Origin of the sequence: Halobacillus faecis, from assembly GCF_007991335.1 — a bacterium.
Classification (GTDB): domain Bacteria; phylum Bacillota; class Bacilli; order Bacillales; family Halobacillaceae; genus Halobacillus; species Halobacillus faecis.
Map to the genome: position 1 here is coordinate 47,114 of NZ_BJYD01000007.1, position 17,975 is coordinate 65,088.

The following is a 17,975-nucleotide window of genomic DNA, read 5'->3' on the forward strand; positions in this document are numbered from 1 at the left end:
TAATTGACAGAAATTTGTCTATAATCTGAATAATTTGTTGGCAGGGAAAAAGAGAGCATACGCCAACACGTTGGACATATACTCTCTCTCCCCTGTAAAGCAAGCCTATATGTGGTTGGAAATTCTTATTTCAATTATTTACCTTCGATATAAGCATACTTGTAAGTGTAGTCAGGTCCCATAGGCTGAGTGATTACACCCTTAACATAAGGCTTCCAAAGTTGAGCAACTGCACGCTGGTAAAGCGGTGCAAGAACTGCATCATCTTGAATTAGAATTTTCTCAGCTTCTAGGAATGTTTCGAAACGTTCAACTGGCTCTTGTGCAAGCTCAGTGTTCGCTTTTTCAATTAGACCATCGTACTCTTCAGAAGAGTATCCAGTCTTATTGTTTCCGCCATCGGTTACGAACATATTCAAGAATGTGTTCGGATCGATGTAGTCAGGACCCCAACCGGAGTTCTGGATATCATATTCCATGTTTTCATCACGCTGAAGGCGCTCTTTGAAAGGTACGGACTGAACATTAACAGTTAGACCTTCTAGTTGCTCAAGCTGGTCCTTAATGTAAGCATCCATGTTCATAGCTACTTCACTATCGCCACCAAGGTAGCCAAGTTCAACTGTGTCCATGCCAAGCTCTTCTTTAGCCGTAGCCCAAAGCTCTTTAGCTTGTTCAACATTTGTTTCGATTAGATCACCGTTAAGCTCACGGAAATCTTCTTCTGTTTCAGGGTGCTTCGTGAAGTTCTGTGGTACGTGACCTACAGAAGGAATAGATCCATTATTCAAGATAACATCAACCATAGATTGACGGTCGATGACCATTTGGATCGCTTTACGAGCATTAACGTTACCCAATACTTCATTCTCTTGGTTCATCTTCAAGTAGAACAATACAGGCTCTTCTTCAACTTTGAAATCATCAGAAGTGCGGTATTGGTCAACGAATTCTGCAGAAAGACCAGTACGGTCAATTTCACCAGTGTCATAAAGGTTTACAGCCGTAGATGTTTCTTTAACAACTTTAACGTTGATTGTTTCAAGTTGTACATTTTCTGCATCCCAGTAATCCTGGTTCTTTTCAAGCGTCCAGCCTTCACCGTGGTTCCACTCAGTTAGAACGAATGGACCGTTGGAAAGTAGCGTGTCCGCTTCAAGTGCATATTGATCACCTTGCTCTTCAACGAATGCTTGATTCAATGGAAGGAAAGTACCAAAAGTAGTCAAGGATTCGAAGTAAGGAACTGGTTTTTCAAGCTCAACAACTAGTGTGTAGTCGCCATCAGCTTTAACACCAAGCTCTTCGACAGGAGCTTCCCCGTCTACGACAGCTTGTGCGTTCTTGATTACGCCACCCATCATGTAAGGGCCGTACTCAGAACCTGTATCAGGGTTTACAGCACGTTGCCAAGCGTAAACGAAATCGTTCGCTGTGACAGGATCGCCGTTTGACCAAACAGCGTCTTCACGAAGATTGAACGTCCAAGTAAGACCGTCTTCACTTACTTCGTGGTCTGTAGCAATTCCTGGTTCTGGCTGAGCGTTCTCACCAAGACGATAAAGACCGTCTGTCGTAGAACCTAACCATTGGAATGCTACAGCGTCAGTTGCTAGAGATGCATCCATTGTTGGGATCTCTGCACTGTCTGTAATGTTAAGTACTTGTTCACCTGAAGCTTCTCCCTCTTCACCGGAAGTGTCTTCAGTTTCTGTTGTTTCCTCGGAGTCAGCATCGTCTGTGGAATTTGACGTATCGTCTGATCCACCAGAACAAGCTGCGAGGAACATGCTAAGTACTAGTGCAAGTACTAGCAATAACCAATTTGTCTTTTTCATGATAGAAAATGACCTCCCCTAAAAATTTTCTAAAAATTTGTTGTGGCGTTTTGTCCACATATCGAATTATACAAGTTTTCTAACTATTTTGCATTACCTTTTTTTTTGAAAATCGTCAGGATTCCCACCATTATTACGTTTCAGTAACACAAAATGAGACTATTTACCTAGTTTATTTTACAATATTATAGACCATAACTTATTATTTATAAGCTCATATGCATAAAAAAAGATATGGGATTTTGAAACAATGTTATTTATTACGGTTATCCGTTAAAGCGTTTGAATACACCATTCATTATTTTACCAAAGCTGAATTTTCAGTTTATTTATTGTGTTAACAATTCCTTCATACTTGATAAACATGCTATAATATAGTTCGAGTTTGTATGAAAGGTGGAAGTCATGTGACGATCATTAAGAATAAATGGTTGATTTTCAGTTTGAATATGGCGATCGTTTCGATCCTGTTTATCGTCCTTGCCCCTGCTTACGATTTATTTCATTATATTAACCAACTCTTTTACATCGCATACTTCTATATCTTCATTGGTATTATAATGTGGGTCGTGCGTGGTGGATTCTTTGACGGCATCACTTACGGATTCAGACGTTTTACTAACCGAATGTCTAAACAAAGAGATTACTTGGATGATTGGGAAGAGAAACCCCTCCCCTCTCAAACTGTCCATCAATCTCTACCCAAGTTCTTCTTGTTTCACGGGACATTGTTAAGCATAAGTTTGCTCGCTTTACTTTTCCTTTACTATTCAGCATAAGAGCTTGCATCCTGGGAATGAATCCGATATAATACTGACTTACTAATATAGTACGAAAAGCAATGAAGAAGGATAAGTACGTAGGGTGGACCCTCTACAGAGAGGCTGTGGTCGGTGAAAACAGCTGAGGACACTATACGGAATTGGGCCTTCGGAGCTTCTAAAGACGTAAATCGGCGTTAACGATTCAAGACGACTTCTACTTATATAGAAGTAAACAGGGTGGCACCGCGGATCATTCGTCCCTTCCAATATGGAAGAGATGAATGATCTTTTTTTGTTCAAAAATAAACGATGAGGTGATGATGATGACAAAAACAATTTTTTCAGGCATTCAACCAAGTGGTACGCTAACACTTGGAAACTACATTGGAGCTATGAAACACTTTACAAAATTGCAGGATGATAACCATTGCTATTTTTGTATCGTTGATGAACACGCGATTACTGTTCCGCAAGAGCGCCTTAAGTTGAGAGAAAACATCCGTTCACTCGCAGCTCTATACTTAGCTTCAGGGATTGATCCTGAGAAAGCGACCCTTTTCATTCAATCGGAAGTCCCCGCCCACACCCAGCTGGGTTGGATGTTACAATGCGTCAGCTACATTGGTGAGCTGGAGCGAATGACGCAATTCAAAGACAAATCTGCAGGTGGAAAGGAAGGCGTATCTTCCGGCCTTCTTACTTACCCTCCGTTGATGGCGGCAGATATTCTCCTTTACAAAACAGACATCGTGCCTGTCGGGGACGATCAAAAACAGCACCTGGAACTTACGAGAAACTTAGCTCAACGATTCAATAATAAGTTCAATGATATTTTCACCGTTCCTGAAGTAAGTATTCCAAAAGAAGGTGCGCGCATCATGTCCCTTCAGGAACCTACGAAAAAAATGAGCAAGTCTGATGAAAATCAAAAAGCGTTCATTTCCATGCTGGATGATGAAAAGAAAATAATGAAGAAAATTAAAAGTGCCGTTACAGATTCAGATGGCATTGTGAAGTATGATAAAGAAAACAAGCCTGGTGTATCTAACCTGTTAACGATTGAATCCGCTTGTAGTGGCGCAAGTATCGAAGAGTTAGAGCAGAAGTATGAAGGGAAAGGCTATGGCGATTTCAAAGTGGGGGTCGCAGAGGCGGTCATTTCCGTTTTAAAACCGATTCAAGAACGTTACGAGACATTGATTCAATCAGAAGAATTGGATGATATCCTAGATACAGGGGCGGAAAAAGCATCCTTTGAAGCAAATAAAATGATTCGCAAAGCAAAGAAAGCTATGGGCCTTGGCCGCGTGAAGAAGAAGAAATAATAAAAAGCCAGAATTGAGTTTTCTCCTCAATTCTGGCTTTTCATATGTTGAGAGACCCCTTCATTCTCCCCTTGCCATATGGTTTCAAAGAATGGCTGACCTTTCACCATCTTTTTGCATAGTTCTTCGTGAGCCATTGACCATCCATTACATGTTCCTTCATATAAACGATCCCATGCTTCATCGTTCGAGAATTGCTTGATCGTTGGATATTGTGCAGGGTTCCATTCCGTCAACCAGTAGCGGATCTCTTCGGGATGGTCGGATTGTTTCAACTGATCAAGTGCCATCATTAAGAGCTGTTTTAACTGTCGTTCTCTCCGCGTCAATCCAGACATTTTCGTTGGGGCTAATGATAAGATATGATGTTCTTTTAAAACTCTTTCTTCTATTAAATAGTGCTCGGGCTCTTTGCCTTGAACCATTTCAAACACGAGTCGCTCCTGTCTAGGAATTAAGCGGCTTTTCTTAACAGGGAGCGTATAGCCAATCGTATCAAACACCATAACATCCTTGCCATTCGTTACAACGGCTGCATATTCAACTGTGTGACGTTCTTGATTTTTCTTCATATACGTTTTGCGGTGGACATCCTGGAGTAACGAAGCTGGTAGGTCTTGCAAATCATTTTCAATAAAATTAAATAATTCATCACTGATTAAAATCAAAGGTATTTGATCGATCAGTTCAATTCCATCCTCTTTGCGCCATTCATGAAAACGACAGACGTTATACCCATTCTCTTCACCTTCAAACCAGTTCACCCACAGATCATGCATGTATAACATTTCGGACCCTCACTTTCACTCGGTGATCTCTTTTGGTTACATTATGACCAATGCTGGCTTTTTTATTCTTTGAAACCATATTTTAGAAAATTAATCTTCCATCATAATTAAGGCTGTCGTAATGAAGATCAATCCAATAGGAAAAAGATAGCACTCCACCCGTGTACGAATCAGGATAAAGAATTCAATCCAACTTAACCCGGCAGGAACGAGGTTCAAATACGTGATTGTTACCGTTCCTCCTGCGACAGCAAAACCAAACCCTGTCAACAACAGCATCCAATACCACATAACTCCATCCCCTCCGGCTCGTCCTCCTATTGCTATCTTATGAGAGGAAGTGCTTTGTCATGCGGTGAATTCCCTTTAAATCCTAGTCTTTACTTCATTGGCAAGAACAGGTACATTTAATTACAGATAATTTTTTTAAACAAGCTTTTAGAGTGGGTTAAGTTTGAAAGGATGATGACCTTGTCACAGTCGAGATCCTTGCGGAAACGCAGCAAAAGAAGGCGAAAACGCAAGTTATTTATTGGTATGTATGCTCTTATTTTTCTACTAATCATCAGTTATTCTGGGTATGAATACTTAGCAGGCAAACATCAAGCGATGAGTCAACAGGCCTCTGCTGCCGAGAGTATAGACCAGGTAGAAACGGTCGAAAGTGTGTATAAAGAAGACTTCAAAGGAAAAGACAACGGTGACGGGAAGATAACCGTGCTGCTATTGGGAGTGGATCAGCGAGGGTCAGAGATTGCAAGAACGGACACGATCATGATTGCTGAATATGAGCCCGCTTCTAAAGAAGCAAAGATTGCTTCATTAATGAGAGACCTTTATGTTGATATCCCGGGGCACGGATACAATAAACTGAATGCTGCATTTGCTTTAGGGGGCCCGGAACTCCTACGTGAGACTATTGAGGTTAATTTAGGTATTGAAGCCGAATACTATTCGATCGTGGACTTTCAAGGGTTTACTCAAATTGTGGACACCTTATCACCGGATGGAATGAAAGTGGATGTAGAAAAGAACATGCATTACCGCTCTGGGGATGGAACGACGGACATCCAAGTACAAGAAGGATTACAAACCCTTAATGGGGGAGAACTTCTTGGTTATGTGAGATATCGAAGTGATGCACGAGGGGATTTTGCCAGAGTAGAGAGACAACAGAAGGTCATTCAATTGATGAAAAAGGAACTTCTTTCTTTCCAAGGGGTCCTTAAAGCACCACGGTTGATTGGAAACATTCAGCCTTATATTGATACAAATCTCGAAGGAAGTAAAATGATCCAGATCGGGAAAGACCTTTTGCTGAACCCTGTGGAATCCATGGATATGATCAGCATCCCTACAACAGATAATGTATGGGATGAACGGAAGCCTTATCCGATCGGCCTGGTCCTTAACCACGATGAGGAAGCTACAAAACAAACGCTTCAGCATTTTTTTAAAAAGGAACTAAAAGAAAACCCGATGTCTGAATAGCAGACATCGGGCTTTTTTTATTCTTCGTATTTTTGGAAGATCAGACTAGCATTATGACCGCCAAAACCGAGCGAGTTACTCATTACGGTGTTGACGTCTTGTTTACGCGCCTCATTCGGAACATAATCAAGATCACACTCTGGATCTGGAGTTTCGTAATTGATCGTCGGTGGCAGTATTCCATCATTAATTGCTTTTAGGGAAATAACCGCTTCAACCGCACCTGCCGCACCCAAAAGGTGCCCAGTCATCGATTTTGTTGAAGAAATGGCAAATTTATTCGCATGTTCTTGGAATACTGTCTTGGCAGCATGAGTTTCGAATTTATCATTCAGTTCTGTCGACGTTCCGTGAGCGTTCAAGTAATCGATATCTTCCGGTTTCAACCCTGCATCATCAATCGCTTGTTTCATCGCACGCGCCGCACCGTCTCCTTCAGGCGCTGGGGAAGTGATGTGATAAGCATCTCCTGTCGAACCATAGCCTTTAAGCTCACCATAGATTTTCGCTCCACGTTTTTTCGCGGATTCCAGCGTTTCCATGATGAGAATACCTGCACCTTCACCCATGACAAAACCATCACGGTTTTTATCAAATGGACGGCTGGCTGTTTGTGGATCTTCATTAAGGGATAACGCACGCGCAGATGCGAAACCTGCAAATGACATTTTATTCATCGGTGCTTCTGTACCACCAGCAATCATAATATCCGCATCGCCCCGTTGAATGACTTTAAAAGCATCCCCGATGGAGTTTGCACCTGAAGAACAGGCCGTTACTGTACAGGAGTTTATCCCTTTAGCTCCAAGCGCAATAGAAACCTGACCTGCAGCCATGTCCGGGATCATCATAGGAATGAAAAACGGGCTGACACGGCGGTAACCTTTCTTCTGAAACGTTTCAAATTGGGATTCATACGTACCCATACCACCGATTCCAGAGCCAATCCATACACCTGTTCGATGAGCGACATCGTCTGTGATCTCGAGCTTTGCATCTTCTACAGCCATATGAGCAGCCACCATCGCATATTGGACGAACGGGTCCATGCGACGTGCATCTTTACGATCCACATAATCAGAAGGGTCGAAATCTTTCAGTTCTGCTGCCACATGGACAGGATAGTCTTCTTTATTCACTTTCGTAATCTCTCCGACTCCGGAGACACCATTTTTAATATTGTTCCACATTTCTTCTACTGAATTACCGACAGGAGTCACCGCTCCCATTCCGGTAATGACTACACGATGTTTATCCATCATTCCATACCTCCTTGGTTACTTCCCCCATCGAAGGGCAACGGCTCCCCATGTGAGCCCGCCACCGAATCCGACAAGAACGACTAGATCATTTTCTTTAATTTTTCCTGCCTTCACGTCCTCTGACAAAGCGATTGGAATAGACGCTGAAGAAGTATTTCCATAACGCTTCACCTGCGTAGACATTTTTTCTTCAGGGATTCCTAAGCGTTGTCTGGCTGCTTCCATTATTCTTATGTTCGCCTGGTGTGGCACTAAATAATCAACATCCTGTTCACTCAAGCCGATTTTTTTAACGACATTGACTGAGGATTCAGGCATTTGTCTGACAGCGAACTTGAATACTTCACGACCATTCATGAACAATGTGTCCTCAGGAGTCTGATACAAGTGCGGTCCTCCTGCTCCATCAGCACCAAGTTCAAAGGAAAGAATTCCTTTATCATCACTTACCGGCCCAATGACAGCAGCTCCTGCTCCATCACCAAACAGGACACAAGTATTACGGTCTGTCCAGTCCGTGATTTTCGAGAGTTTCTCTACCCCTACAACAAGAACATTTTTGTAGGCATTCGTTTCAATAAATTGCTTAGCTGTGATGACACCATACATGAACCCAGCACAGGCTGCACTCACGTCCATAGCAGCAACTTTGTTGGCACCAAGCCTATGTTGAAGCATGGCAGCTACAGATGGGAATGGCGTATCTGGAGTAACCGTTGCAACGAGGATCATATCAAGGTCCTCTGCTTTCATATCTGCATCTTTCAAGGCTTCTTCTGCTGCACGAAAAGCTAAGTCAGAAGTATCCATCTCGTCTGAAGCGATTCGACGTTCTTCAATTCCAGTTCGCGTACGAATCCACTCATCACTTGTCTCCACCATTTCCTCTAAGTCTTTGTTGGTCAGCACTTTTTCCGGCGCGTAGTGTCCAACGCCCAAGAATCCTGCGTTCATATATTCATCCCCTTAAAGGTAATATCTAATATCAATTCTTATGACTTGGTACTAATTTTAATTCATCTTGGACTAATCTGCAAGTTTTACAGAAGTCTATCCTTGAACTTGTACTTCTTTTTACTATCTGTTGTACCTGCCTACAAAATACAGGGAGATCTTTCATAAATTGTAACAGAGGAGGTGTGCTTGTATGGGCAAAAGAAAGTCATCCCCATTTGATGATTTCTGGGGATTCCGTCAGCAAGAAGATCATGAAGGGAAGAAAGGTTCGCAACCAAAACTCAATGATCTGTTTCAAGAAGCTTCAAAAACATGGAAGTCCGTCTCACCGATGATCAAACCAATGATGGATAAGTTTAAGAAATAAAAATTAGTTCCTTAAATCTGAAATGAATTCATAAGAAAACCTCTGAAGCTGTTTGTCTGCTTCAGAGGTCTTTTTCAGGGAGATCTCCTGTTTCTTTATAAGTTTCTACGACTTCTTCCATTTTGCTTTGGAAATTTTCCGGGATACTTGGGCTGTAGTCCCCCATTTTTATAGCACCTTCCTGAAAATCAAATGTAAGCATTTCTCCAGGTAGGTCCTCATTCATATAACGCTCCATCGCTAGTTTATATACTTCATCTACCTTTTGGACAGTACTTGTGAGCACCGTATTTTCAGCTACGGAAGATTGGTCCTGTACATAACCGATGGCAAAATTCCCGTCATTTTGGGCCCTTTCAATGACCGCAACATTAAAAACATCTCCTGCTGGATAAAACACATCCACACCCTCTTCTTTCATCGAGTCATAATACATGAGGGCCATCTCCGTGTTCTCCCAGCTGTTGGTCAGTGAAATGTCAACTTGAGCGTCAGGATTTTGATAGATGACACCTTCATAAAATCCTTCTACTTCTGGTTGCCATTCAAATACTCCAATGATTCCAACACGATCGGTTTTAGTCATCTCCCCAGCTACCATTCCTGCGAAAAAACCCATCGCTTGCGCATCGAAATTGAGGCTGGTTACATTTTCGGCTGAGAATTGGCCATTAAAATAGACGAAATCCATATCAGGATAAACCTCATGCAATTCCCTGAAGTGATTTCCATATAAGCTGCTATGTCCGAAGATGACGTCAATTCCTTTAGCTGCAAACTCATCGACGGCCTCGGCTGTATGTTGATATGTGCGTATACCTTCTTTAAAGTAAATGTCTACTCCATATTCCTCCTGGATGGCTTGCAATCCTTTATACCCTTGCTGCCCCCATGCTTTGTCATGGATCGTCGTTTCAACCAGCATACCGACCTTTATATCTTTTTTATAATCTGGCAAACCTTGACATGCGACAAGGGAAAATAATAGAGAGAGGATCATGATGGACTGTAATTTCACATTCAAGCACTCCTAAGTACCTACTTATATCCTCTCCCTATTCTACATTTTTTTCATATCAAAAGTAAATGACAACATGGAGACCTCTAGACATTGCGAAGCAGCTGCTCACAGCGCCACAAAGCATCCACTCTTTCTGTGATGATATCCTTGTCTTCGAGTCGCTCTCCTACACGAAACGGTTCCTGATCAAGAAAGCTTCTCAGGAAGGCATCCATAAAATCCCCGATATAGGTCGCCTGGTGATCCATGATCCATTGCACCAGTTCACCTTTTCCCTGAGCCCCTGTCTTCCGGATATCCATCCATTCACCATAAAGAAGGGGCGTCTCAATCCAATTTTCCTCTGTATCTCCTTGCCTGACCAGCAACCCCTCATCCACTAAGTCCACTTCCCACTCGTCATTTGATTGTTGGACGTGATTTTCTTTATCACTTCGTTGAAAAAAATGTTGAAAATTACTGTTTCTGCCTACATACATATATAGGAGATCGCTCTTCGAATCCTCGATGGGGTCAATACCGATGACTTCGATACCTTCCTGAAGAAGACTTGATGTCAGGTGATATCCAATCCAATGAAAGCAAGGGTTAATGGTCACCATCATAGGCTATCCTCCTCTTCCTTGTCTTCCTACATAATATTCAATGGAAACGTTAATCATGAAGCGATTTCATATTTCCTTTTCCTGTACTCTCTGATAAGATAAGAATAGATTGTGTAAAAATGAGGTGAGTAATGATGCGGATGATTTGGACAATCATTTGGGCTTTCCTATTGAGCTTCATGTCCGCTTATGTAGTCAGCAACATGGCTGGGAGCAGTTTCGCTTTCTCTCAAGTCATCATTATGACAATTCTTTTCACACTGGCTGCAGTTGTTCTTGGGGAAGGAATTATCAAAGAAGAAGCATAAGCCACACTCAAGCGTTGCTATCCTTCGGGAGGCAACGTTTTTCATTTGGAAAATGATGAGATTCTCCTCTAGTCACAAGGACAAGGTTCCTTTATAATCGTAGAGTGCGTGAACATCGTCACAATTGTTCTATCAACACAAACAAAAAATATAGATAGAAATAGGAATACAGACGGGCAGGAGGAACAAGTAGTATGGAACAACTATGGTTGATCATTAAATATTTATTTTTGGGGATCTTTCAAGGATTTACTGAACCAATTCCGATTTCATCCAGTGGTCATTTGGTCATTGCACAGGAACTACTAGGGGTTGAACTGGAAGGACTTACATTTGAGGTGCTCGTGAACTTTGGCTCTCTCGTAGCGGTTTTGATCATCTACCGCCAAGATCTCCTTCGTCTGATTCAAAATGGATTTGGATACTTATTCAATCGCAGCCAACGCGATCATCAGCAGAAAGATGATTTTGATTTTATTATTTATCTGATCATAGGAACAATTCCGGCTGGGGTGCTTGGCGTTCTTCTCGGAGATGCTATTGAAGTTTTATCTACCGTTCAAACAGTTGGAATCACATTGATCATCACAGGAATCGCCCTTTGGTTAATTCGTAACCTGAGAGGACGTAAAGGCGATGGGCAGTTAACGTGGAAAGATGCCTTGATTGTGGGGATTGGACAAGCAGTCGCTCTGATTCCGGGAATAAGCCGCTCAGGAGCCACGATTGTTGCCGCCATGTTTTTAGGAATGAAACAAGAGACGGCGCTCCGTTTTTCGTTCTTATTATTTATCCCTGTAAGTCTGGGGACAATGCTTCTATCCATAGAAGATGTGATCAAACATGCAAGTGATGAGAATGCCTGGTTTGCTTATATCATGGCCTTTGCGGGTTCTGTAGTCGCTTCGTATTTCTCATTAAAGTGGTTCATGGGCATCATGGCCCGTGGGAATTTGAAATACTTCGCGTTTTACTGTTTTATCGTCGGTGGACTTGTCGTTCTCTTCTTATAAATATTAAAAGCCAGTACAACTTTAAAGTCGTACTGGCTTTTTTAATTAAATGGATACAGGGTGTTATCCCCCACTAACCGGAGGAATAAAAGCAATCGTATCACCTTCAGTGATGGTTGTATCCTCAGGAGCAAATTCTTCATTGACTGCCATCATGCAATTGTTCACTTGGTCGAGGGAATATTCGGAGCGCACTTTTTCTTTCACTTCTCCTAAAGTCATTCCGGCTGCTGCCAGTCTTACCTCATCCGTTCCAATCGCTTCCTTTAATCCCGCAAAAAATAAAAGTGTATTCATTTGACTTCCTCCTTTAGCGGAACTCCCGGCTTGACCTCTTTCTGGTCTCCAATCCATTCTTCACCGTCTTCCCAATGCTCTTTTTTCCAAATCGGAACAATTTTCTTAATTCTTTCTATAGCATAACGGCTGGCTTCATAAGAGTCGTTCCGATGCGGAGTGGAAACAGCGATGATTACAGCAATATCCGTAATCTCAAGGCGCCCGATCCGGTGGGCAATGACAACTTCTGCGCTCGGCCATTGCCGCTCCATTTCCTTGGCGATTTGTTCCAGTTTCTTTTCCGCCATCTCTTTGTATGTCTCATATTGTAAATAAAGGGTTCGTTTGCCTTTGGTGAATTCTCTTACTGTGCCAATAAACGTATTGACGGCACCCGCCTCTCTTCTGATTACCCTCTTTGTTACTTCTTCAATCTCGAGTGGCTCTGAGGTAATCCAACAGCGTTTTTCCATCAGGCTCCCTCCTTCGCTAAACGATAGACTTCTGGTAAACGCTTTCTCCACTCTCTGAGCGATATGACTGGTAAGGATATTCGATCCATCATTCGCTCATCCCAACAAATGACCAATTGGATATTCGTTAAGCTTTCAAGCAATGAGAGATCTTCTTCCCTTTTTATAATGACAGCCTTCGGAAAGTCTTCCTGCTTGTACCCTTCCACAACAATTAAATCAGGAGAAAAATGCTGATATATGTTCACGAGTTGTGTGAGCGGAAAGTCCTCTTCATGAGATAATTCAAGCTGAAATCTACGAGGGCTGTCCACTCCTGTCAAAAATGCCCCCGATTCATGCAGACGATAACTATCTGTATCCAGGTGCATGACCTTCAGCGGTTCCTCATGACCATGATGCTTAATCGCAGCTACTTTCTCTCCGCGGTCCGCTCCATAAGCAATTAAATCTGAGAGCAATGATGTCTTTCCAGTGTTTTTGTAACCGACAATTTGAAAAACCGGCGTTTCGGGCATTCGTCTTCCCTCCTTGGTAATCACTCGCACACGTTAAATAACAATGGGGCTTGGATGATGTGCACTGGACCGCGAACGGAACAGAAAAGACAACGCTCTTCGCCGGATCTATCTTCCTTTGTTATGTAAAAACCCCTACCGTCGTTCACACGGCAGGGGCATAGCTTCCATAAATCAATCTGGAATTCCAAGAGCTATCTTCGCATAACGGCTCATACGATCTTTGGTCCAAGGTGGATTCCAAACGATATTGACCTTTATTTCATTCAATTCAGGTAAGTCAGCGAGAGATCGTTTGACATCCTGTTCGATATGACCCGCAAGCGGGCAGCCCATAGCCGTTAACGTCATTGTTACCGTTGTGTCGCCATTGTCATCTATATCGACGCCATAGACCAAACCTAAGTTGACGATATCAATGCCGAGCTCAGGGTCAATGACATTCTCAAGGGCACCCATTGCATTTTCTTCAAGTGCAGTTGTACTCACATTAGTTCCCCCTTCACAATTCTTCAAACTCTATTATAAACAAAATTTCAAAGAGAATAAAATATTCCCACTGGTTACAATACTAACTCCAACCAATTGACCATTTCGATGACAGCAAAACGGCTGACTTTATGATCACGTCCGACCTCTCTCAGAAAACGAATATTTTCAGGGTTCTTATATTGAGCGATCGCTTCATTATAAAAATCATAGGAATGCTCGAACGGAACAACTGGATCCGCATCACCATGCCAGAAAAACAGCGGGCGTCCATAAAGTTTATCCATTTGCTTGGAAAGGTCAATACCTTCAAGTGAGCTGTACAGTTCATCAAGGTCAGCTTCTTTCAAAGGAAGGGAAACCCCGGAGTTTTCGACGTCCTGTATGAGCTTTCTGGCAAATTCAACTGGCTTTGGCGACCCCATCATAACAGCAGAAGCTTGAATCCAGGGATACATCGTCAATGCAGCACTTGTCGTTATACCGCCCATTGAAGTTCCGCCAACACCAATGCGTCGATCTTTAATTAGATCCTGGCGATCGAGTTCATCTTTTATATCTTGAAGCTCTTTTAAATTTTGATACACGATATCCCAAAACTTGAAGTTCAGTTCCTGTTTCGGCAGTTCTTCATCACGTTCGCCATGATGAGCGCTATCAGGAAGGATGACCCGGTATCCCTTTTGAGCAAGGAGATAAGCTTGAGGTAAGTTATGCTCTTTTGCGGAAGTAAACCCATGGAAGTAGATGAACACGGGTAATGGCTGCTCTTGTTTCGTCGAATCGACTACAGTTAAAGTGGGTACATTTTTATAAGTATTTCGGTAAATCCCAATCATTGTTCCTATTTCCTTTCTGCAAAAACTTTACGTTTGGTTTAAGTTGTGTTTATAAATAGTTTATATAATATGTATCGTAACACTGCCATCTTTAATTGGAAAGTGTTAGGTAGTCACAAGGGAAATTCTTTACAATCCACCGCTCTCCCCGATAAACTATACATACAAATGAGGTGAAGATTATGGAACGACATCTGATTGCATTAGATTTAGATGGAACATTATTAACCGATAATAAAGTCATTAGTGAAAAGACGAAGAATACCGTCCTGAAGGCTATGGAACAAGGTCACATCGTCGTCATAGCAACAGGTAGACCACACCGGGCGAGCATTGATTATTATCATGAACTCGGTCTTGAGACACCAATGGTTAATTTCAACGGGGCACTGATCCACCATCCGAAAGACCACCGTTGGGATGCCATTCACTCTCCTTTAGGGATCCGTACCGCTCATAAAATCATTCACACCTGTCAGGAACTTGGTGTTAAAAACATTCTGGCTGAAGTGAAAGATGATGTGTATTTGGATCAATATGACGAGGAAATCATGAGTATTTTCCAAACAAAAAACGATTCCATTACCGTCGGCCGCCTTCAATCAAACTTGAAAGAAGATCCGACATCCATTCTCATCCATCCAGAAGAAGAAAAAATCCAAAAGCTCCGAGATCAACTGGACGATCACGCGTCCTTGATCGATCACCGTAAATGGGGGGCTCCTTGGCATGTCATTGAAATTGTGCGTGCTGGCATGAATAAAGCCGTTGGTTTGGATAAGATCGCCCGATATTTCCACGTCCCGAATGAACGGATTATTGCTTTCGGAGATGAAGACAATGATTTTGAAATGATCGATTATGCCGGTGTTGGCGTAGCAATGGGAAATGCCATCAACGAACTGAAAGACCTTGCGAAGCATATCACCTATACCAATGAAGAAGACGGGATCAGCGTATTCCTCGATGATTATTTAAAGATAAACAAGCGTGCGATATAAGGTACATTTTTCCTCGCGTAAAAAAAGGCCCTCCTGCCATACTAATCTTGAACGTGAAAGCGTTCAGGCTTATTTATGACAGGAGGGTCTTGTCATGGAGCAGCAACAGAAAACCAATCGTAAACAGGATCGCTGGACAGAAGTTCGAAAATTCGACGAAAGCGAGATGGAGCCAAAAAGGCTTTCAGAAGCGAATCGTAAAGAAATCGAATCAGACCAGCATACGGTAGGAGGGTTTTAACCATGGAGAAAAACCTTTTTGAAAACGCGCGCGAAGCGGTCAACCGTTTCACCCAAAAGCGTGGGGGCAAACACGACGCGACTAGCCAACATGATATGGAAGCCGCGAAACAAGCGATTCAGTCTGCCTATAGCCAATGTTCTCAAGAGGAGAAACAACAGCTACAGCAGTTTGAACAAGAAGTGGAAGCTCACCACAACAACTTACGATAACGATCGTAGAAGATCAGGCTGTTTCCAAACAGCCTGATCCTTTTTAATTAGAGCTACTGATTTTTGAAGACCGAATGCCATAATGTAGAAGATCTATGAGTAATAATAAGTGTTTTTATTTGGGTGGGGCCTAGAAAGTTATAAACTTGTCTAACCGGGTATATAATGAGTACCCCCTAATGATTTTCTAAATACATCGAAGCGCCGGATTGAGTGCACAATCCGGCGCTTCGATGTATTTAGGTACAAATTTCTTCTAAGCTTTTCACTACTTGAAGATCAGGATATTCAAAGGCCACCTCTGTTGGTTGAACAAAAATAGCTTTCATCCCCATATTTAACGCCGGTGCAATTTCATTTAAAAAATTATCTCCTATGGAAACAACTTCTTCAGGATTCAAATGGTATCGATCCAAGATGGAGTTTAAATGATCTTCGGTCTTTTGCGGTTTGAATGCAGAAGAAATATGATCATGAAATAATCCAGATAGGTCGATTCTGTTCAATATACTCTCTACATCATAACCCTCACTGTTCGTTAAAAGAACGAGCAGCTTATCCTCCTTCCATCTTTCAAGCGCCGCTTTCAGACCTTTTGTTTTAGTCATCAGAAACTCTTCGGTCGCCATGAAATCTTTTGTTTTCACGTAACATTCTCGTGCTTCTTCGATTCTCACCCCGTAATGCATGGCGACAGCGAAAGGTAACCACCACCCGTCCCCAATCGCTATGTACTGCTCAAAATCGTATTGCAGTTTATGGGGATAAGCCTGTCTTACCGCTTCCCTATCCCACAGATCTCCGTACCAGGAGGTCACTTTTTCAACTTTACTCGTAAATGGGTCCACGGTCACAATCGCGTCGTGCTCCATGTCATAAATTTTACCAATCGTAAGTAAATGTTCCCCATTTATTATAGCCTTATAATCTTCATCAAAACACCGTTGATTATTTTGACTCACCCGTTCTTTCAATAGATTCGCATAGTACTGGAAGTGGTCAACATCTTCATACAACGTTCCATCCAGGTCAAAAATTAAACAGGCTGCCTTCTCAATCACGTCAATCGCCCCCTTATTTTCACTTGTTATTATTGTAAATCAATGTAAATCAAGTTTGCGAATATTGTTAACAATTGTAATGGTATGGTTAATCGTATTGTATTCCACTAGGAGTTTTTTAATAATGAACATGTCCTACAAAAATAAAACGATTGAAAAGGGGTCGAAAGAGTATGAAAAAGTTCTTATCTGTTCTTTTTCTTATCAGCTTGCTGTCTATATTAGCAGCTTGTGGATCTGAAGAAGGAGACGCTGCTGAGACAAGCGGCCAAGAAAACAACGAAGCAAAAGAGGAATCCAATGATGCACCCGAAAAGTTAGTTATGGGCTTCGTACCTTCCCAGGATTCTGACAAAATCGCAGACACGGTTCAACCTCTTGCTGACAAGTTATCAGAAGAGATTGGTATTCCTGTAGAAGGAAAAGTGATGAACAACTACTCTGCTGTCATCGAAGGTATGGGCAGCGGCCAAATACATATCGGCTTTCTTCCAGCATTCGCTTATGTTCTTGCTGAAGAGAAATATGACATCGAAGTTCAAATGAAATCTGAACGATACGGCAGTGATCAATACCGCGCTCAATATGTAGTAAGAAAAGATTCAGGCATTGAGTCACTTGAAGACCTGGAAGGAAAAGTATGGGCGGTTCCTGATGTAACGTCAACTTCTGGATTCCTTTTCCCAGCCAATGAAATCATGGAGGAATTCGATGTGAAAGATGTCCAACAGGAATTCTTTTCTCAAACGATTTCAGCTGGTGGACATGACAATGCAATCGTTGCTCTCCTTGACGGCAACGCAGATGTAGCGACAACATTCGAAGATGCACGTGGTGACCTTGAAGAAGAATATCCCAATGTTATGGAAGACACAAAAGTTTTGGGTTATACCGAGTGGATTCCAAACGATACAATTTCCGTCATCCCCTCTCTAAGTGACGAGTTAAAAAATGATATCCAGGAATCTTTCCTTTCATTCAACGATAACGAAGAAATGATCCAAGTAATGAACGAAGTGTACAGTTGGGACGCAATTGTTAAAGCCGAAAGCGAAGATTACGAAATCGTCCGTGACACATACGAAAAATTCAAAGATTCCATCAATGTAGATGAAATGTAAGA

The 17,975-nt window shown here is 42.1% G+C and carries 23 protein-coding genes and 1 other annotated feature; of the genes, 10 read left to right on the top strand and 13 right to left on the bottom strand.

The window, feature by feature from the left end; all coding sequences use genetic code 11:
* Positions 1-134: 134 nt before the first annotated feature.
* Complete coding sequence (locus HFA01_RS05665) at positions 135-1,838, bottom strand: peptide ABC transporter substrate-binding protein (protein ID WP_146814114.1); 1,704 nt, start codon at positions 1,836-1,838, stop codon at positions 135-137.
* A 407-nt stretch (positions 1,839-2,245) separates the two neighbouring features.
* Here HFA01_RS05665 and HFA01_RS05670 point away from each other — a divergent pair, with 407 nt between their 5' ends.
* Both HFA01_RS05670 and trpS read left to right on the top strand, forming a co-directional pair.
* The gene (locus tag HFA01_RS05670) at positions 2,246-2,617 is read left to right on the top strand and encodes a DUF3899 domain-containing protein (protein WP_146814117.1); all 372 of its coding nucleotides are present in this window, start codon (positions 2,246-2,248) and stop codon (positions 2,615-2,617) included.
* Positions 2,618-2,670: 53 nt separating this feature from the next.
* Positions 2,671-2,867: a binding site (T-box leader), on the top strand.
* 58 nt (positions 2,868-2,925) lie between these two features.
* Entirely contained in the window at positions 2,926-3,927 is a 1,002-nt protein-coding gene (trpS, locus tag HFA01_RS05675) for a tryptophan--tRNA ligase (RefSeq protein ID WP_146814119.1), read from the top strand.
* Between the two features lie 26 nt (positions 3,928-3,953).
* Here the strand turns inward: trpS and HFA01_RS05680 are convergent, their stop codons facing one another.
* Both HFA01_RS05680 and HFA01_RS05685 read right to left on the bottom strand, forming a co-directional pair.
* Positions 3,954-4,715 (bottom strand): YjbA family protein, encoded by a 762-nt coding sequence (locus tag HFA01_RS05680; RefSeq protein WP_146814121.1) that lies wholly within the window; start codon positions 4,713-4,715, stop codon positions 3,954-3,956.
* Positions 4,716-4,805: 90 nt separating this feature from the next.
* Entirely contained in the window at positions 4,806-5,006 is a 201-nt protein-coding gene (locus HFA01_RS05685) for a YuzI family membrane protein (protein WP_146814123.1), read from the bottom strand.
* A gap of 180 nt (positions 5,007-5,186) precedes the next feature.
* Here HFA01_RS05685 and HFA01_RS05690 point away from each other — a divergent pair, with 180 nt between their 5' ends.
* Positions 5,187-6,206 (top strand): LCP family protein, encoded by a 1,020-nt coding sequence (locus HFA01_RS05690; protein ID WP_246139280.1) that lies wholly within the window; start codon positions 5,187-5,189, stop codon positions 6,204-6,206.
* A gap of 17 nt (positions 6,207-6,223) precedes the next feature.
* Here the strand turns inward: HFA01_RS05690 and fabF are convergent, their stop codons facing one another.
* Together fabF and HFA01_RS05700 are read right to left on the bottom strand one after the other, a co-directional pair.
* Entirely contained in the window at positions 6,224-7,465 is a 1,242-nt protein-coding gene (gene fabF, locus HFA01_RS05695; RefSeq protein WP_146814182.1) for a beta-ketoacyl-ACP synthase II, read from the bottom strand.
* An 18-nt stretch (positions 7,466-7,483) separates the two neighbouring features.
* Positions 7,484-8,422: a beta-ketoacyl-ACP synthase III gene (locus tag HFA01_RS05700; RefSeq protein WP_146814124.1), complete on the bottom strand. Its 939-nt coding sequence runs from the start codon at positions 8,420-8,422 to the stop codon at positions 7,484-7,486.
* Positions 8,423-8,615: 193 nt separating this feature from the next.
* On the opposite strand from HFA01_RS05700, the gene HFA01_RS18845 reads away from it, so the two are divergent.
* Positions 8,616-8,792: a hypothetical protein gene (locus HFA01_RS18845; protein WP_167506174.1), complete on the top strand. Its 177-nt coding sequence runs from the start codon at positions 8,616-8,618 to the stop codon at positions 8,790-8,792.
* A 61-nt stretch (positions 8,793-8,853) separates the two neighbouring features.
* On the opposite strand, the gene HFA01_RS05705 is transcribed toward HFA01_RS18845, so the two are convergent.
* Entirely contained in the window at positions 8,854-9,810 is a 957-nt protein-coding gene (locus tag HFA01_RS05705) for a BMP family ABC transporter substrate-binding protein (protein ID WP_246139281.1), read from the bottom strand.
* An 86-nt stretch (positions 9,811-9,896) separates the two neighbouring features.
* Positions 9,897-10,418 carry a hypothetical protein gene (locus HFA01_RS05710; RefSeq protein WP_146814127.1) on the bottom strand — a complete coding sequence of 174 codons (522 nt, stop codon included), beginning with the start codon at positions 10,416-10,418 and terminating at the stop codon, positions 9,897-9,899.
* A gap of 131 nt (positions 10,419-10,549) precedes the next feature.
* Here HFA01_RS05710 and HFA01_RS05715 point away from each other — a divergent pair, with 131 nt between their 5' ends.
* On the top strand, positions 10,550-10,726 hold the full coding sequence (locus HFA01_RS05715) for a YjzD family protein (protein WP_237417175.1): 177 nt from the start codon (positions 10,550-10,552) through the stop codon (positions 10,724-10,726).
* A 194-nt stretch (positions 10,727-10,920) separates the two neighbouring features.
* The gene (locus HFA01_RS05720; protein ID WP_146814129.1) at positions 10,921-11,739 is read left to right on the top strand and encodes an undecaprenyl-diphosphate phosphatase; all 819 of its coding nucleotides are present in this window, start codon (positions 10,921-10,923) and stop codon (positions 11,737-11,739) included.
* 63 nt (positions 11,740-11,802) lie between these two features.
* On the opposite strand, the gene moaD is transcribed toward HFA01_RS05720, so the two are convergent.
* The 5 genes from moaD to HFA01_RS05745 form a co-directional block, all read right to left on the bottom strand.
* On the bottom strand, positions 11,803-12,036 hold the full coding sequence (gene moaD, locus HFA01_RS05725) for a molybdopterin converting factor subunit 1 (protein ID WP_089654271.1): 234 nt from the start codon (positions 12,034-12,036) through the stop codon (positions 11,803-11,805).
* The gene (locus HFA01_RS05730; RefSeq protein ID WP_146814130.1) at positions 12,033-12,491 is read right to left on the bottom strand and encodes a molybdenum cofactor biosynthesis protein MoaE; all 459 of its coding nucleotides are present in this window, start codon (positions 12,489-12,491) and stop codon (positions 12,033-12,035) included. Before HFA01_RS05730 ends, moaD begins: the two co-directional genes overlap by 4 nt.
* Positions 12,491-13,009: a molybdopterin-guanine dinucleotide biosynthesis protein B gene (mobB, locus tag HFA01_RS05735; protein ID WP_146814132.1), complete on the bottom strand. Its 519-nt coding sequence runs from the start codon at positions 13,007-13,009 to the stop codon at positions 12,491-12,493. Before mobB ends, HFA01_RS05730 begins: the two co-directional genes overlap by 1 nt.
* 174 nt (positions 13,010-13,183) lie before the next feature.
* Positions 13,184-13,468: a metal-sulfur cluster assembly factor gene (locus HFA01_RS05740; RefSeq protein ID WP_089654274.1), complete on the bottom strand. Its 285-nt coding sequence runs from the start codon at positions 13,466-13,468 to the stop codon at positions 13,184-13,186.
* A 104-nt stretch (positions 13,469-13,572) separates the two neighbouring features.
* Positions 13,573-14,337, bottom strand: a complete 765-nt coding sequence (locus tag HFA01_RS05745) for an alpha/beta fold hydrolase (protein ID WP_146814134.1) — start codon at positions 14,335-14,337, stop codon at positions 13,573-13,575.
* A gap of 182 nt (positions 14,338-14,519) precedes the next feature.
* On the opposite strand from HFA01_RS05745, the gene HFA01_RS05750 reads away from it, so the two are divergent.
* The 3 genes from HFA01_RS05750 to HFA01_RS05755 all read left to right on the top strand — a co-directional run bounded on the left by HFA01_RS05750 (position 14,520) and on the right by HFA01_RS05755 (position 15,791).
* The gene (locus tag HFA01_RS05750; RefSeq protein ID WP_174787807.1) at positions 14,520-15,338 is read left to right on the top strand and encodes a Cof-type HAD-IIB family hydrolase; all 819 of its coding nucleotides are present in this window, start codon (positions 14,520-14,522) and stop codon (positions 15,336-15,338) included.
* Positions 15,339-15,432: 94 nt separating this feature from the next.
* The gene (locus tag HFA01_RS18850; RefSeq protein WP_167506175.1) at positions 15,433-15,579 is read left to right on the top strand and encodes a hypothetical protein; all 147 of its coding nucleotides are present in this window, start codon (positions 15,433-15,435) and stop codon (positions 15,577-15,579) included.
* 2 nt (positions 15,580-15,581) lie between these two features.
* Complete coding sequence (locus tag HFA01_RS05755; RefSeq protein WP_146814139.1) at positions 15,582-15,791, top strand: DUF3813 domain-containing protein; 210 nt, start codon at positions 15,582-15,584, stop codon at positions 15,789-15,791.
* Between the two features lie 239 nt (positions 15,792-16,030).
* Here HFA01_RS05755 and HFA01_RS05760 read toward each other — a convergent pair whose 3' ends face one another.
* Positions 16,031-16,852 (bottom strand): HAD family hydrolase, encoded by an 822-nt coding sequence (locus tag HFA01_RS05760; protein WP_167506176.1) that lies wholly within the window; start codon positions 16,850-16,852, stop codon positions 16,031-16,033.
* Between the two features lie 173 nt (positions 16,853-17,025).
* On the opposite strand from HFA01_RS05760, the gene HFA01_RS05765 reads away from it, so the two are divergent.
* Positions 17,026-17,973 (top strand): phosphate/phosphite/phosphonate ABC transporter substrate-binding protein, encoded by a 948-nt coding sequence (locus tag HFA01_RS05765; RefSeq protein WP_146814143.1) that lies wholly within the window; start codon positions 17,026-17,028, stop codon positions 17,971-17,973.
* Positions 17,974-17,975 lie beyond the last annotated feature (2 nt).